This window comes from Pseudonocardia bannensis (genome assembly GCF_012911875.1).
Lineage (GTDB): Bacteria > Actinomycetota > Actinomycetes > Mycobacteriales > Pseudonocardiaceae > Pseudonocardia > Pseudonocardia bannensis.
Genome location: NZ_JAAXKZ010000007.1, coordinates 39,309 through 55,026 on the forward strand (window position 1 = coordinate 39,309; position 15,718 = coordinate 55,026).

The 15,718-nt window shown below is 74.1% G+C and carries 13 protein-coding genes and 1 pseudogene; 2 read left to right on the forward strand and 12 right to left on the reverse strand.

Going from position 1 to position 15,718, the window contains the following annotated elements; genetic code table 11:
• Nucleotides 1-78: 78 nt before the first annotated feature.
• The 4 genes from HF519_RS03505 to HF519_RS03520 all read right to left on the reverse strand — a co-directional run bounded on the left by HF519_RS03505 (nt 79) and on the right by HF519_RS03520 (nt 4,476).
• Nucleotides 79-675 carry a hypothetical protein gene (locus HF519_RS03505; protein ID WP_169410158.1) on the reverse strand — a complete coding sequence of 199 codons (597 nt, stop codon included), beginning with the start codon at nt 673-675 and terminating at the stop codon, nt 79-81.
• A 161-nt stretch (nt 676-836) separates the two neighbouring features.
• On the reverse strand, nt 837-1,382 hold the full coding sequence (locus HF519_RS03510) for a hypothetical protein (protein ID WP_169410159.1): 546 nt from the start codon (nt 1,380-1,382) through the stop codon (nt 837-839).
• An 87-nt stretch (nt 1,383-1,469) separates the two neighbouring features.
• The gene (locus HF519_RS03515; RefSeq protein WP_169410160.1) at nt 1,470-2,009 is read right to left on the reverse strand and encodes a hypothetical protein; all 540 of its coding nucleotides are present in this window, start codon (nt 2,007-2,009) and stop codon (nt 1,470-1,472) included.
• 151 nt (nt 2,010-2,160) lie between these two features.
• Entirely contained in the window at nt 2,161-4,476 is a 2,316-nt protein-coding gene (locus HF519_RS03520) for a sodium-translocating pyrophosphatase (RefSeq protein WP_169410161.1), read from the reverse strand.
• Nucleotides 4,477-5,277: 801 nt separating this feature from the next.
• Here HF519_RS03520 and HF519_RS03525 point away from each other — a divergent pair.
• Nucleotides 5,278-7,596: a DEAD/DEAH box helicase gene (locus HF519_RS03525; protein ID WP_169410162.1), complete on the forward strand. Its 2,319-nt coding sequence runs from the start codon at nt 5,278-5,280 to the stop codon at nt 7,594-7,596.
• A 570-nt stretch (nt 7,597-8,166) separates the two neighbouring features.
• On the opposite strand, the pseudogene HF519_RS32675 reads toward HF519_RS03525, so the two are convergent.
• The 7 genes and pseudogenes from HF519_RS32675 to ssd form a co-directional block, all read right to left on the reverse strand.
• Nucleotides 8,167-8,505 (reverse strand): annotated as a pseudogene (locus HF519_RS32675) (Rv3654c family TadE-like protein); the annotation flags it as partial.
• A complete protein-coding gene (locus tag HF519_RS03535) occupies nt 8,502-8,825 on the reverse strand; it encodes a TadE family type IV pilus minor pilin (RefSeq protein ID WP_312859870.1) in 324 nt (107 codons plus the stop codon). The gene HF519_RS03535 and the pseudogene HF519_RS32675, both read right to left, overlap by 4 nt.
• A 26-nt stretch (nt 8,826-8,851) precedes the next feature.
• On the reverse strand, nt 8,852-9,016 hold the full coding sequence (locus HF519_RS30910) for a DUF4244 domain-containing protein (protein WP_246242367.1): 165 nt from the start codon (nt 9,014-9,016) through the stop codon (nt 8,852-8,854).
• 150 nt (nt 9,017-9,166) lie between these two features.
• Nucleotides 9,167-9,913, reverse strand: a complete 747-nt coding sequence (locus HF519_RS03545) for a type II secretion system F family protein (protein WP_211169476.1) — start codon at nt 9,911-9,913, stop codon at nt 9,167-9,169.
• Nucleotides 9,910-10,713: a type II secretion system F family protein gene (locus tag HF519_RS03550; protein WP_312859871.1), complete on the reverse strand. Its 804-nt coding sequence runs from the start codon at nt 10,711-10,713 to the stop codon at nt 9,910-9,912. The genes HF519_RS03545 and HF519_RS03550 overlap by 4 nt, the downstream gene beginning before the upstream one ends.
• On the reverse strand, nt 10,710-11,861 hold the full coding sequence (locus HF519_RS03555; protein WP_169410200.1) for a TadA family conjugal transfer-associated ATPase: 1,152 nt from the start codon (nt 11,859-11,861) through the stop codon (nt 10,710-10,712). Before HF519_RS03555 ends, HF519_RS03550 begins: the two co-directional genes overlap by 4 nt.
• A gap of 71 nt (nt 11,862-11,932) precedes the next feature.
• On the reverse strand, nt 11,933-13,030 hold the full coding sequence (gene ssd / locus HF519_RS03560) for a septum site-determining protein Ssd (protein WP_281358401.1): 1,098 nt from the start codon (nt 13,028-13,030) through the stop codon (nt 11,933-11,935).
• 478 nt (nt 13,031-13,508) lie between these two features.
• Here ssd and HF519_RS03565 point away from each other — a divergent pair, with 478 nt between their 5' ends.
• Nucleotides 13,509-14,324 carry an HAD family hydrolase gene (locus HF519_RS03565; RefSeq protein WP_169410165.1) on the forward strand — a complete coding sequence of 272 codons (816 nt, stop codon included), beginning with the start codon at nt 13,509-13,511 and terminating at the stop codon, nt 14,322-14,324.
• A 470-nt stretch (nt 14,325-14,794) separates the two neighbouring features.
• Here HF519_RS03565 and HF519_RS03570 read toward each other — a convergent pair whose 3' ends face one another.
• Entirely contained in the window at nt 14,795-15,550 is a 756-nt protein-coding gene (locus HF519_RS03570; protein ID WP_169410166.1) for an oxidoreductase, read from the reverse strand.
• Nucleotides 15,551-15,718 lie beyond the last annotated feature (168 nt).

Below are 15,718 nucleotides of genomic sequence, written 5' to 3' on the forward strand. Positions count from 1 at the left end.
GTAGAACAGTTGTTCGATCATGGTGCGGGGACGCGCCGGGCGAACCCGACCGGGAGACGCTCCCGTGCGCCGGACGGATCAGCCGCCGGTTCCGAGGGCGCCCAGTTGCTGGCAGTTCGCCGACCGCTCGGCCGCCTTGTCCAGCCGGGGGAGCGCCCCGAGATCGCCCAGTGCATCCGGCGCCGTGATCTCGTTCAGGGTGGCCTCCGCCTCGGACAGGGCGGCCTGGAATCCGTTCGGGTCGTTCGGATCGGCCGCATCGACCTTGCCCTTGGCGGTGCTGATGTCGAGCTCCAACTGGCGCAGCACGCCGTCGATCCGGGTCACCGCCTCGTCGCCGCCGGTGACCGGGGAACGGCCGACTCCGCCGAGCTCGCTGAGGCTCTGCTGGATGCCGGTGACGATGCTCCCCAGATACTCGCTGAGCACCTGCTTGATGGCCGGGAGGTCCGACGAGGAGGTGAAGTCGGGCTCGTTCAAGGCCGGCCGGGTGAACGTGAGCAGCGAGCCGCACACGCGGTCGGCCCACGCCACCGGGTCGCTACCGGGGCCCTCGGTGGGCACGGGCCCCGGGTCGGCGGCCGGTGAGCCGGCGACGACGCTGGTGCAACCGGCGCCGAGCAGCAGTGTGCTCAGCACGGCCGCGACGACGGCGAGGCGGGTCGTGCGGGACATGTGCCGGCTCCCGGTTCGGGGGAAGGGACCTGATCGCCCGACAGTCTGCCTGCGCCGCATCCCGGTTGCAGCAACCGGCCCGTCGGGACGCGCCGCTCGCGCACCGCGCGGACACCGGCCGGCCCGGAGCCCGCGTGGCGGGCCGCCGGGGTCGCGGCCGCTCAGCCGCCGGTCGCGCTGCGTACCTTCTGGCAGTTCGGCGCCTGTTCGGCGGCACTGTTCAGCTCGGGGTTGGCCTCCAGCCCGGTCGCGGGGCTGGGGAGGTTCTCGAGCTCCTGCAACGGGGCGAAGGCGGCAGACAGGGCCTGCGGATCGGCGGAGTCGGCCGCGTCGATCTGGGTGCGGGCGGACTCGAACGAGGACTTGAACCGGGTCAGGGTCTCGGTGAGGTCGGCGACGACCGCGTCACCGCCCGCCACGGGCGACGGCCCGACCCGGCCCAGCGCGTCGATCGAGCCCTGCACGGCCGCGCCGGTGCTGCCGAGGTACGTGGAGAAGGACCGCAGCGCCCCGGCCGGGTCGGCGGCGTCGAGACTCGGCTGGGTGGAGGCGGCCTCGGTGAACTGCAGGACCGCCCCGCACACGTCGTCGGTCCACTGCACGGCGTCGCCCTGTGCCGCGGAGCCGACGCCCGAGGAACAGCCCGCGGCGACGAACAGTGCCCCGAGCAGCGTGGCGAGGCGAGCAGGACGGGTGGCGCAGGGCATGGGCCGGCTCCAGTTCGGGGTGGGGTGCCTCAGTCTGCCGGGTCCGAACCCGGCACCGGCGCGCGTTCGCCTGATCGTGATCATCGATCAGCCGCCGGCTCCGTCCTGCCGTAGATCCCGGCACCTCGGCGCGGCGCTCAGCGCCTCCCGGAGATCGGGATTGGCCTCCAGGGTCGCGGCCGGGTCGGGCAGGCTCGTGAGGTTCTGCAGGGGCGCGACAGCGGACCGCAGCGCGGCCTCGGCGTCGGGACCGCCGACGTCGACGACGTCGATCTGGGACTTCGCGGTCGCGAAGGTCGTCCGGACGACGGTCATCCGCTGCTTCAGCGTGGTGACGACGGTGTCGCCGCCCTCGACCGGCGGATCGCCGACGGCGTCGAGGTCGGCGATGGCACCCTGCGCGGCGGTGACGGCGTTGCCCGTGAAGTCGGCGAGTTCCTGCACCTTGGCGGGGGTGTCGGTGGCCGTCACCTTCGCGGCGGCGCTGGAGACCGTGTCCCGGAAGGCGACCATCGCACCGCACACCTGGTCCGACCACGTGACGGCTTCGGCGTCACCGCCGCACCCGGCGACGAGGAGAACCGTCAGGCTCGCGCCGATCGCACCGACGGACCTGGGAAGCCTCATCTGTCCCCTTCCGGCGAGCAGCGACGGCGGAGGGCGCGGCACTCGGCCGGCGCCTCGGGCCCATGGACCCTACTGAAGTACCCGGGTACGGCGGAGGCCGCCCGTCCCAGGGGAACGGGCGGCCTCCGAACGGACCGCGCGGATGCTCCGATCAGCCGACCGGCTTCTCCGCGGGGGTGTCGGCGATGGCGGTGGAACGCCGCTTGGAGACCATGACCGCCGCCACGATGATCCCCACGGCGACCAGCGCGATGACGATCCGGACCGGGGTCGACGCCGTGTCGCCGACGGAGAAGGCCACGACAGCCGGGGCGATCAGCACGGAGACCAGGTTCATCACCTTGATCAGTGGGTTGATCGCGGGGCCGGCGGTGTCCTTGAACGGGTCGCCGACGGTGTCGCCGATGACGGTCGCCTCGTGCGCCGGCGAGCCCTTGCCGCCGTGGTTGCCGTCCTCGACGAGCTTCTTCGCGTTGTCCCAGGCGCCACCGGAGTTGGCGAGGAAGATGGCCATCAGGGTGCCGCACGCGATGGCGCCGGCCAGGTAGCCGGCGAGCGGGCCGATGCCGAGGCCGAAGCCGACGGCGATCGGGGCGAAGATCGCCAGCAGGCCGGGGGTGGCCAGCTCACGCAGCGAGTCGCGGGTGCAGATGTCGACGACGCGGCCGTACTCGGGGCGGACCGTGCCCTCCATGATCCCCGGGTTGTCGCGGAACTGGCGCCGCACCTCGAACACGATCGCGCCCGCGGCCCGGGTCACGGCGTTGATCGCCAGACCGGAGAACATGAACACGACCGAAGCGCCGATGATCACGCCGACCAGGGTGTTCGGGGCGAACACCTCGGTGGCGAACGCGGTGCCCGCGTCCTGCAGCGCCACGCCGGCCTTGGCCAGCGCCTGGGTGAAGGCGTCGCGGTAGGAGCCGAACAGCGCGGTGGCGGCGAGTACCGCCGTCGCGATCGCGATGCCCTTCGTGATGGCCTTGGTGGTGTTCCCGACCGCGTCGAGCTCGGTGAGGATGTCCACGCCCTCGCCCTCGACGTCGCCGGACATCTCCGCGATGCCCTGCGCGTTGTCCGAGACCGGCCCGAAGGTGTCCATCGCGACGATGACGCCGACGGTGGTGAGCAGGCCGGTGCCGGCCAGGGCCACCGCGAACAGCGCCACGGTGATCGAGCCGGACAGCACGAAGGCGCCGTAGACGGCCGCGCTGATCACCAACGCGGTGTACACGGCGGACTCGAAGCCGATCGAGATCCCGGCCAGGATGACCGTGGCCGGACCCGTCAGGGAGGATTCGCCGACGGTCTTGACCGGCTTGTCCTCGGTTCCGGTGAAGTAGCCGGTGAGCCACAGGATGAGGCCGGCCAGCACGATCCCGATGATCACGGCGATCGAGGCGATGAGGCGCGGGTCCTGGAGCCCGCCCTCGGCGACGTCGGCGAGCACGCCGGTGTCGGTCGGGTTCAGATCGCCGAACGTGCTCGGCAGGTAGAGGTAGGCCGCGACGACGCAGAGGATCGCAGAGACCACCGCGGAGATGTAGAAGCTGCGGTTGATCGTCGTCAGGCTGCTCTCGCCCTGGCGCGTGCGGGTGATGTAGACGCCGATGACCGCGGTGATCACGCCGATGGCGGGCACGATGAGCGGGAACAGCAGGCCCTGCAGGCCGAACGCCGCGGTGCCCAGGATGAGGGCCGCGACCAGGGTGACGGCGTAGGACTCGAAGAGGTCCGCGGCCATGCCGGCGCAGTCACCGACGTTGTCGCCCACGTTGTCGGCGATGGTGGCGGCGTTGCGGGGGTCGTCCTCGGGGATGCCCTGCTCGACCTTGCCGACCAGGTCGGCGCCCACGTCGGCGGCCTTGGTGAAGATGCCGCCGCCGACCCGCATGAACATCGCGAGCAGCGCGGCACCGAAGCCGAAGCCCTCGAGCACCTTCGGGGCCTGGCCGGCGTAGACCAGCACGACCAGCGCGGCCCCGAACAGGCCGAGGCCGACGGTGAACATGCCGACGACGCCTCCGGTCCGGAACGCGATGCGGGTGGCCTTCTCACGGCCCCCCGGCTCGCGGGCCGCCGAGGCGACCCGGATGTTGGCGCGGGTGGCCAGCCACATGCCCAGGTAGCCGATCGTCGCGGAGAACACCGCGCCGATCACGAAGAAGATGGACCGCCCGATCCGTTCGCCGAGGTCGTCCGCGGGGAGCGCGAACAGCAGCACGAACACGATCACGACGAAGATGCCGAGCGTGCGGAACTGGCGGTTGAGGTACGCCGCGGCGCCTTCCTGGACCGCTCGACCGATCTCCTGCATCTTCGAGGTGCCCTGGCCTGCGGCCAGCACCTCCCGCAGCAGCATGTAGCCGATGGCCAGGGCAGCGAGCGCGACCACCGCGACCACGCCGACGACGACGCGGTCACTCGCCGTGAGCTCGAGGCCCTGCGCGAGGGTGGACACGGACATCCGTCCTCCTGGTTCAGTGGGACTTCTCTCACCAGGAAGTGACGGCACCCCTGGCGTCAACCCGCCTGTCACCGCTGGTAGGCGAGATGCGGGCGGATGCAGTCTAGAAGCGAGATGTGATTTTCATAGCACCGGCCGGGGCCGCCGGGGGACAGATAACGATATCGTCACGAATCCTGCACGGAGGTCAAGCTGTTGAACTCGGGCAATGTCTGATTCGTGACTGGTCCGTGATGACAGGCGTCGCATCGAGGTGCCGGTACGTGGCGATCATCACGTGTGTCGTGGCCGCACTGCGGGCGGGCCTGATGATCACCACGAACAGTGACTGAACGGGCTGCTCGTCGACGCCATCGGTCCCGAACCGGCAGCGGCTAGCCGCGCGCTCGCAGCTGTCCGGTGGCCTACCCGCCGTGCGGGCGGTCCCGAGCCGGCAGCCGAGCCGTCCCGAGCCGGCGTCGGGCGCGAGGACCACCACGAGCCTGCCGACTCTCTTGCATGACGGCACCGGCTTCAGCCGGGCCCGGGCCCGAGGCGGTCGGCCCGGGCCTGTGCCGCGGTGGCCCCGGCGGCGGTTGCGGCCTCGTCGTCGAGCACCATCGCGACGGAGGTGGCGCGGCGCTGGGCTGACCGTCGGCGCGGTGTGTCAGTCTCGATGGTGTGGGCAGGTTGACGGACGCAGGTGGTCCTGGCCGAGGCGGTCTGTCGGCCGACGCGACGGGTCGGGGCGAGCTGCTCCTGCGTCGAGTGCTGGCCGGCTCGGGGGCCGACCCCGCCGCGGCGCTGAGCGCCGGATGCGCAGTGGGGACACCTGACAACGGCTTCCCGGACGACACGGACGGGGACGGCGTTCCGGACGGCGGTCCGCTGCGGCATGCCGTGCGGCTGCCGCCCCGGCCAGGTCTTTCCGTGGCGTGGCCCTCGTGGGTGCCTGAGAGTGTCGCTGAATCGTTGCGCGGGGCCGGGGTGCAGGCCCCGTGGACGCATCAGGCGGAAGGCGCGGAGCTGGCCCATGCCGGACACGACGTCGTCGTGGCCACCGGGACTGCATCGGGCAAGTCGCTGGTCTACCAGCTGCCGGTGCTCTCCCGGTTCGCGACGGATCCGCGGGCGACGGCGCTCTACCTCTCGCCGACCAAGGCGCTGGCTGCCGACCAGCTTCGCGCGCTGACCGCCCTGGGGCTGGACGGGGTGCGGCCCGCGGCGTTCGACGGCGACACCCCGAAGGAGGAGCGCGACTGGGCCCGCCGCAACGCGCGCTGGATCTTCAGCAATCCCGACATGCTGCACCGCTCGCTGCTGCCGCGGCACGGGCGGTGGGCGGGCTTCCTGCGTCGGCTGAGCTACGTAGTGCTCGACGAGTGCCACACCTACCGGGGTGTGTTCGGATCCCACGTTGCGCTGCTGCTGCGCCGGCTGCTGCGGGTGGCCACGCGGTACGGCGCGCGACCCACCTTGGTGCTCGCCTCGGCCACGGTCGCTGAGCCCGCCGCCTTCGCCAGCAGGCTGACCGGCCGCGACGTCGTCGCCGTCACCCGGGACGGTTCGCCCAGTGCGGGCCGCACCGTCGCCCTGTGGGAGCCGCCGCTGCTGCCCGAGCTGATGGGTGAGAACGGGGCGCCGGTGCGTCGACCGGCGGCGGCCGAGTCGGCACGGATGCTGGCCGACCTGGTCGTCGAGGGTGCACGCACGCTCGCGTTCGTCCGTTCCCGCCGGGGGGCGGAGCTGACCGCGCTGGGTGCCCAGCGAGCGGTCGTCGACGTCGACCCGGAACTGGTGCCCCGCATCGCCGCCTATCGCGGCGGCTACCTGCCTGAGGAGCGCCGCGCGCTCGAGTCGGCGCTGGCCGCCGGCGAATTGCTCGGGGTGGCGACGACCAACGCGCTCGAGCTCGGCGTCGACGTCGCCGGGTTGGACGCGGTCGTGGTGGCCGGGTTCCCCGGCACCCGCGCATCGTTCTGGCAGCAGGCCGGCCGGGCCGGTCGGGCGCGTGACGAAGCGCTCGTCGTGCTGGTGGCCCGCGACGACCCGATGGACACCTACCTCGTGAACCATCCGCAAGCGCTGCTCGGCGCCCCGGTGGAGAGCTGCGTGCTCGACCCGAGCAATCCCTACGTGCTCGCCCCCCAGTTGGTCTGCGCGGCCGCCGAGCTGCCCTTGACCGGGCACGACGTGGAGACGGTGTTCGGTGGGGAACCGGCACGTGCGGTGCTCGACGAGTTGGTGGAGGACGGCGTGCTGCGCCGCCGGCCCGCCGGCTGGTTCTGGCCCTCGACCAGGGAGCAGCCGGCCGCGTCGGTCGACATCCGCGGTTCCGGCCTCGGACAGGTGGCGGTCGTGGAGAGCGACACCTGCCGGATGCTCGGGACGGTGGAGGCGGGCTCGGCACCGGCCACGGCCCACCCCGGCGCGGTGTACCTGCACCGTGGGGAGAGCTACGTGGTCGAGTCGCTGGACCTCGAGGCCGGGGTGGCCATGGTCCGGGCGGAGGCCCCCGACTGGCGGACCGATGCCCGCTCGACCTCCGACGTCGAGATCGTCGCGGTGCGCGGCCACCGGCAGCTCGGCCCTGTGCAGGTCTGCTTCGGTGACACCAGGGTGACCAGCCAGGTGGTGGCCTACCAGCGGCGCGCCCCGGACGGGACGGTGCTGGAGACGGTGCCGCTGGAGCTGCCCGCGCAGGAGCTCGACACCCGCGCGGTCTGGTATTCGATCGACGAACAGGCGCTGGCCGACGCGGGGATCCGGACGGCCCGGATACCCGGCGCGCTGCACGCCGCCGAGCACGCGGCCATAGGTCTGCTGCCGCTGTTCGCGATCTGCGACCGCTGGGACATCGGGGGCATGTCGACCGCGCTGCACCCGCAGACCGGGCTGCCCACGGTCTTCGTGCACGACGGACATCCCGGTGGTGCCGGTCTCGCGGAGCGGGGCCACGCGGTGCTCGCCGACTGGCTGGCGGCGACCCGTTCCGCCATCGCCGGTTGTGAGTGCCGGGCCGGCTGCCCGTCGTGTGTGCAGTCGCCGAAGTGCGGCAACGGCAACGTGCCTCTGGACAAGGTGGGCGCGGTCGCGGTTCTGGACATCGTCATCGCGGCGCTCGACCGGGAGCGGTCCTGACGCATCCCGGGCCCCGCGAGCGCGGGCCGAGGAGCGGGGATATGACCGCCGCCGGCCGGCTCGTCGGGGGCCGGGCCGGCCAGCGGCGGCCGGATGCGGTGGAGCCGAATGGGGGGTCGGCGTCATCAGGCGCTCCGGCCCCACCGCAGTCTGGGGAGCGTGCTCGTGATCTCCGGGCCGGTTGTGACCGGTGCCCGTCGAACGCCCTCTAGTAGGCCCGTGATGGCGGTCGCAGGCCAGTCGTTGTCGCCGATCGGTGTGGATGCAACGACGAGCGCATTTCCTGGGGCGGTAAGCAAGCTCACGGTCGAGTGATAGACCTCCCCCGTTCCATGATCGCCGCCTCCGGCCGTTCACCTGGTAGTGCCGACCGCTCGCCGCGTGTTCTGCGAGGCCCAGGTTCGGCGGCCGTCGAGTGGCGTCTCCCGATCCCGGATCGGGCTCGGTCACGGACTGTGGCTGGCCGCCCACCGATGGGATGACTTCAGAGCCGGCCACTTCGGTTGTCAGTGGGCCCGCCCGGGCCCGGGCGGTGGCTTCGGCACGGCCGAGGAGGGCCAGCCCGCGGCCGATTCGTACCTCGACCAGCGCATCCCAGCCCGACAGCGCACAGTGTGCGACCGAGCCGCCCATCTGGTCGGCGATGCGACGGGCCCGCGCGCATGCGGCCGACTCACCCTGCACCGCCGCACCCGCGGCGGCGAGAGCGCCGAGGTCTGCCGCCGCCGCGGCTCGGTGGCGCCCGGCGACGGCGGCGGCGAGGTCGAGCCCGACGAGCATCACCACGAGCAGGACGACCACGGCCAGCGCCGCCCAGACCGTCGCGATGCCGGCGTCCTCGTCGCAGCCGGGTGACCGCCGTGAGCCCCGATCCGACCGCAAGGTCGAAGCGGCCCCTGACGGCTTCATGGTGCGGCCCCGGCGACTCCGGGTTCGAGCACCGCGACCGCCCGGCCCCTCACCTGCACCGGAAACGGGCCGAGCGGGGTGGCTGTGACCACCGCGGTGACCTCGTCACCGGTGACACTCAGGTCTATCGCCGCGGTCGACGGCGCGAGCTGGGCGGCTATCGAACGGCCCCGATCGGCCTCCCCGCGGGCGGCGAGCCGGGCGAGTTCGCGGGCCGCGTCGACACAGCGGACGGACGACACGACCGTGGCGACCGAGCCGACCGCCAGGACCGTCGTCACCGCGAGGGTGCCGAGCGCGACGGCCGCCTCGACGGTCACGGCCCCGCGATCGGCTCGGCCGGCCATCAGAACGTCACCGACAGCGCTCGCTCTACGAGGGCGGTGAGGGCGCTGACGATCGAGTCGCCGCTGACCACGGTGTAGAGGACGGCCGCGAACGCCGCGGCGGCGAGCGTCCCGATCGCGTACTCGACCGTGGACATGCCGTCGTCCGCGTGGAGCCGCCGCAGCCGGTCCCGGACCCGGGTGGGCCGTGGCTGGAGATCGGGTTCCGCTACGGGCACCCCCGAAAGGTGCGGGGACCCGGCCGGTGCGGACGTCGTGGGTGGCAACATCGGGTTTCTCCTTCTTCATCGGGTGGGTCGTGAGCCGCACGGGGCTCACCACTGCGTCAGCGCCTCCCCGGCCAGCCCGATCACGACCGGTGCGATGCCGAGGACGAGGAAGGCGGGGAGGAAGCACAGCCCGAGCGGGCCGGTGATCAGCACGGCCGCCCGCTGCGAGCGCGCCTGGGCAGTGTCGACGAGCTCCGAACGCAGCCGGCCGGCTTCGGTTCGTGCGACCTGGGCCAGTGCGGCTCCGGTGACGGCGGATCGGCGGGCCGCCCGGGCGAAGGGCGTCAGGGCCGGGACGGCCTCGGCACCGGTCCACGCCCCGGCGGGGTCGGCTCCGAGCTCGAGCAGTCCCGCCGTGCGGCGCAGCTCGGCACCGGCCCGCCCGGCCAGCCGCCCGGCCGCCGCCTGGACCGCCACCGGCACGGTGAGGCCGGCCTCGAGACAGACCGCGAGCAGCTCCCACCCGCCGGCGAGCTGGGCGCCGTCGGCGTCGTCACGGCGCGGTCGCGCCGCCCACCGGAGGATGCCCAACCCGGCACCGACGCCCGCAGCGACGCCCACCAGGGCTCCGCCGGTTCCGCCCACGGCCGCCCAGCCCAGCACGGCCACCGCGAGCCCGCCCCCGACCGCCCATGCCGGGCGCACCGGTGCGGTCTCACCGGCCGCCGGCTCCGCGGCCGGCCCGGCGGCCAGCTCCCGCAGCCGGCCCGCACCGGCCCGGCCGCCGCCGGCCAGCAGCGCAACCGCCAGCAGCACCGCAGCAAGGGCGATGGAAGGGGTGGCGGCGTTCATCGGGGCACCGCCGTGCGCAGGATGTGCTCGGTCCACAGCACCCCGGCTGCCACCAGCCCCACGCCGAGGACGAGCAGGACCTGACCGGGGAACCCGTCGCGCAGGACCCCCAGCGGGTCGGCCCCCATCAACTGCCCGAGCCCGAGCCCCAGGACGGGCAGCGCCGTGAGCACTGTCGCGGTGGCTCGCGGGCCGGCCAGTTGGGCACGGACCTGCCTGCCGTGAGCGACGCGCCACCGGAGGTCGGAGCACGCGCCCTGGAGGAGGTCCGCCAGCGGTGCCCCGTGCCGCTCGGCCAGCGCCCAGGCGCCGGCGATCCGGGCGATGTCGGCGGCCACCGCGGGGTGCCCGGCGGAGCGGGTGAGAGCCGCCGGGACCCCGTCGCCGAGCCTGGCGGCTGACGCGGCCGGGCCGAGCGCGGCCCGGGCCAGCGGCCCGTCACCGTCGACCCCGGCCAGCGCCGCCGCGGGATGCGCGCCGGCTCGCAGCTCGTCGGTGATCCGGGCCAGCGCATCGGCCAGCTCGGCCCCCGCGTCGGCCCCCACCTGCTCGGCGCGACGGCGCCGCCCGCGGTGCTCCCAGACCCCGGCGACGAGAGCTCCCGCGACCGCGCCGCCCACGCCGCCCACCAGTAACCCCAGCCCGGACCCGAGTGCGATCAGCCAGGCACCCGCCGGGGAGCGCAGCGGCCCGCGCCCCCGCCGCGGTACTCCGGCCAGAGCGCCGAGGCGTCCGGACGCGCCCGGACCCGGAGCGCACAGCACCGCGGCGGCCAGCAACACGACGGGGATGGCGCTCACCACGGGACCCGCACCTCCCGCTCGGCCAGCAGCTCGCCGAGGGCGGCCCGGCCGGCCGCCCATCCGCCGTCCCGGCTCCATGCCGGACGCACCGCGACCTCGGCGCCGTCGCGCTCCAGGACACCGACGCCGTCGAGCACCCGGCCAGTGGGGCGCCGTCGCATGTGCAGCACCACCTGGACGGCGGCCGCCAGCTGACTGTGCAGGGCCGCGCGGCTCATCCCGCCCACGCCGGCCAGCGCCTCCAGGCGGGCGGGTACCTCGCGCGCGGAGTTGGCGTGCACGGTGCCGGCGCCGCCGTCGTGCCCGGTGTTCAACGCGGCCAGCAGGTCGCACACCTCGGCGCCGCGGACCTCGCCCACCACGAGCCGGTCGGGTCGCATCCGCAGCGCTTGGCGCACCAGTTCACGCAGTGCGACGCCGCCCGCGCCCTCGACGTTCGCCGGCCGCGCGATCAACCGCACGACGTGCGGGTGCCGCGGCCGCAGCTCTTCGGCGTCCTCCACGACGAGGATGCGTTCACGCGGGTCGACGCTGCTCAGCAGCGCCGTGAGCAGTGTCGTCTTGCCACTGCCCGTACCTCCGGACACGAGAACGGCCAGCCGGGCGGCGACGACCGCCTGCAGCAGCGCCTCGCCGTCGGCGTCGAGTGTGCCCAGCCGGCGCAGCGCGGGCAGGTCGTGGGCGGCGGGGCGCAGCACGCGCAAGGACAGGCACGTCCCGTCGGCGGCGACCGGGGGGAGCACCGCGTGCAGCCGGACCCCGGCGTCGGCGAGCCAGCCGTCCACGTACGGGCTGGCGTCGTCGAGCCGGCGACCCGCGGCGAGGGCGAGCCGCTGCGCGAGGCGCCGAATCGAGGCCTCGTCCGGGAAGCGGACATCGGCCGGCACGAGCCCGGCTCCGCGATCGACCCACACCGCGCCAGGTCCGCTGACCAGCACGTCGGTGGTGCGAGGATCGCGTAGCAGCTCGTCGAGCGGACCGGCGCCGACGAACTCCTGGCGCAACGTGCGCAGGGCGGCCAGCACGTCGAGGTCGGAGGCGACCCCACCGGCCTCGGCGCGGACCGCGGCCGCGACCGCCGCCGGAGTCGGCTCACCCCCGGACTCGGCGAGCCGGGAACGCACCCGATCGACCAGCGCTGTCACCGAGCGTCCTCGCTGCCGCTCCTCGGTGCCGTGCCCGGAGCTGTACCGAAACGGGGACTTCGCAAGCTCGGTCACGACGCCACCCCGGCGCGGTCGCCGACAGTGGCGCGGAGCTCGCCGAGGACGAGCCGGGCGGCGTCGGCCAGCGGGCCCCGCCCTCGGCCCGGGGGGCGGCCGTGTTCGAGGGCGCGGGCCAGCCCGGGCTCCGGACGCATGCCGGTCAGCAGCGGTAGCCCCAGCGCCCGGGCGATGTCCTCCGCCGCGACCCCACCGGGGGCCGGGCCGCGCACGACCACCTGCACGGGGCCCGGTTGTTCGGCCAGCACGGCCGCGACCCGGGCGGCCGCCGCGCACGACCGCACGTCGGCGGGGACCACCAGCACCGACAGGTCGGCCGAGTCGAGGGCCGCGAGAGCGGCGTCGGTGGGGTAGCGGGGCAGGTCGCACACGACGGTCTCGCCGGCCCGGCGCCCGGCCTCGATCACGGCCTGGACGGCCGTCGGTGACGGGCCGCGTTCGGACCGGTCACACGACAGGACGCCGAGCTCACCGCCGCTCCGCTGCCCCACGCCCGGCGCGGGGAGCGCCGCATGCAGCGCGGTCGCCGGGACCCGCCCGCCGGCCACGCTGAGATCGGGCCAGCGCAACCCCTGCACGTCCTCGGCCCCGAGCACCAGATCGAGGCCACCTCCGAGCGGGTCGCAGTCGACCAGCAGCGCCCGGCCGCCCTCGTGCACGGCGGCGATCGCCACGGCGGTGGCCAGCACGGAAGCGCCCGCTCCACCCCGGCCACCGACGACGGCCAGCACCGCGCCGCTGCCCCGGCTGCCCTCGTTGGCCTCGGCGAGTCTGGCCACCAACCATGGTTCGGCGTCGGGCAGCGACACGACGTTCTCGGCGCCCACCCCGACCGCCCGCTCCCACACCGCGGGCGGCGGCTCCCCGCGCACCGCGACGACGACGGCATCGCGCCGGGGCAGCCGACTGCGTGCGCAGCGCTCGGCGGCCGGCGGGTCGAGCAGCACCAGGGGAGCGGTCGTCCAATGCCGGCGCGCGTCGGCCGAGTCCAGGGCCCGGTGCAGCTCGCACCCGGCCGCCGCCGCGAGCCGCAGCAGGGCGTCCAACAGGTCCGGGTCCTCGACCATCACCAGTGCGCGCCGCTCGTCCATCCTCCGGCCCTCTCGCTCGCCCATCCGCCTCGTGCGGACTCACCGGACCAGCGTGCGACCGGACGGGCCGGGGTCCGGACAGTGACGACGGACCTGTGGATGGCCGGACCACGATGTGGATGAACAGCGTGGCCCGGGCCGGCGGGGCCGCTCGGTGTCGGTGCGATCCGGCATGCTGGGCGGGGGCCATCGCGGCTCTGAGGAGGTTCGGGGCGGCCCGCAGAACTGGACGACCCCCGCCAGGGGGGATTGGCGGGGGTCGTCGTCGGTTCAGCCCCGGGGGGTCGAGCTGAACCATGCCCGGACGCATCCGGGCTGACTCAACTGTAGCCGGAACCGGGCCCCAACGCCCGCCCCTGCGGCGACCCACTTGCCGCACGCGCCGACTGGTTCGTTCGCCCGATCCCGCAGCGGTAGCGCACTTCCGGCGGACCCGCGTGCAGGATCCCCGTCGGGGAATCTGGCAAGCTCCCGCTGCGTGTCCGGTCCGTCCGCGCAGCCGCCCACCGCGGCGGCCTTCTTCGACCTCGACAAGACGATCATCGCGGGGTCCAGTGCGCTCGCCTTCAGCCGACCCTTCCGCCGGCAGGGACTGATCAGCCGGCGGGCCGCTCTGCGCAGCGGGTACGCACAGCTGCTGTTGATGCTCGCCGGCGCGGACGCCGACACGATGGACCTGCTCCGCCGGCGTATCACGGCGCTGTGCACGGGCTGGGAGGTCGCTCAGGTGCGGGCGATCGTGGCCGAGACCCTGCACGAGATCGTCGAGCCGCTCGTCTACGCGGAGGCGACCGAACTGATCGCCGAGCACCAGGCGGCCGGTGAGGAGGTCGTCGTGCTGTCCGCCTCCGGTCTGGAGGTGGTCGAGCCGATCGCGGCGCTGGTCGGTGCCGACCGCTGCCTGGCCACCCGGATGGGTATCCGCAGCGGCCGCTACACCGGGGAGATCGAGTACTACTGCTACGGCGAGTACAAGGCGGCGGCGGCCCGCGACATCGCCGAACAGCGTGGCTACCGGCTGGCCGATTGCCGCGCCTACTCCGACTCGATCACCGACCTGCCGCTGCTGGAGGTGGTCGGACATCCGACGGCGGTCAATCCGGACCGGGCGCTGCGTCGTGAGGCCGAGCTCCGGGGCTGGCCGATCCTCACCTTCGCCGACCCGGTGATCCTGCGCTCGCGCTTCCAGGCCCCGCCCGCCACGGCTGCCGTGGCCGCGGGACTGGGAGCGGTCGCGCTGCTCGGCGCGGGTCTGGCCGGGCACCGGCTGCGGCGGCGCCGGAGGCGTTCCTGACGGCCGCACCGCTCGGGCCCGGACGCCCGGGAGCTGGCATTCTCGGCGCGCCGGCGGCCTCTTTACTCGATTCAGCCGCAGCCGGCACAGCGCCCGTTCGGGTCGACTGTCGGACACTGATCGCTACGTTCAGTGCCTGAACCGGTGCACCCCGAGCACCCTCTTGATGTGGCCCGGGTCACCTACTACAAAGGTGTCACGGACTCCTGGTCGGCCAGGGGCGGTACGACAGAGAAGTACCCGTCTCCCCCGATCCGGGCTCCGTGCGCGAACGCCGGGCACTCCACGCACAGCACGCCGCGGGAGGCATGTCGTCGTGGGCCTGCGTACTGGGACGCCAGACGCCGAGGCCGGAGCACGACACGTAGTGCACGCCTGGATCCCGGAGGTTCACGCGTAGACGGGCGGCGTCCCTGGACAAGGGGCGCCGCCCGACTCACGTTCGGAGGCAGCCCGCCGCGAGGCGGTGCTCAGGACCGCGACTCCGCGATCGACGTACCCTCGCGCGCCCCCGACTCCCACTGCGCACAGCAGTGCAGCAGCCATGTCGTGACGCCCTCCGCCGTTCCGCTCGCGAACCCGGCCGCGGCCGTGCGGTACTCGTCCGCCCGACGCAGGTGCCCGACCTCCGGTACGGCGAGCCCCTTCGGGTCCAGGCCCGCCGCCACCGCGGCCAGTCGGGCGGCGGCCCGGGCCACGACGCCGTTCGCAGTGCCGAAGGGCGCCAGCGTCAGCAGCTCCCCGTGCACGACCGCGACGAGCACCGGGGCCGGGACGGCCGTCCCGCCGGTGACCAGATCGGCCAGCAGGGACAACCGTGCGGACACCTCTTCGTCGGTGCGCGGGCGGCCGAGGTCCGTGCCGTGCCGGTCGCCGGGCACCAGGTCGGCGGCGGCGACCATGTGCAGCCGGGCCAACGCCTGCAGCGGGGCCCCCCGCCACACGCCGAGCAACCGGCTCGATTCCTCCGCGGCCCGCACGGCCCCGGCCAGCACCGGGTCCGTGACGAGTTCCTCGGTGCTCGGGGTCAGCGGTGCACCGTCCAGCGCGGCGGACGCCCGGGCGGCACGCAGGCTCGCCTCGGCGGCGGTGGCCGGCCAGCCGCGCCGGTTGACCGGGTGGTTGTGCACTGCGACGACGGCGTCTCGGGCACGTGCGACGGCGTCCGCGACGCCCGGCAGGTCGAGAAGGGGAGCGAGCGGGTCGGAGACACGAGACGGGGGCACGGCTCCATGCTGTCACTGTCTGTCGCAACCGCCGTGGCCTGGCCTGATCGACAGTCGACTGTCCGTACTGACGGTGCGCGGAGCATGTCTGAGCACTACCGTCGAGCCGATAGCGCGAGCCGGTCGCAGCCGCCCGGCTGAACTGCGCAGGGACGAGGAGGGCACGAG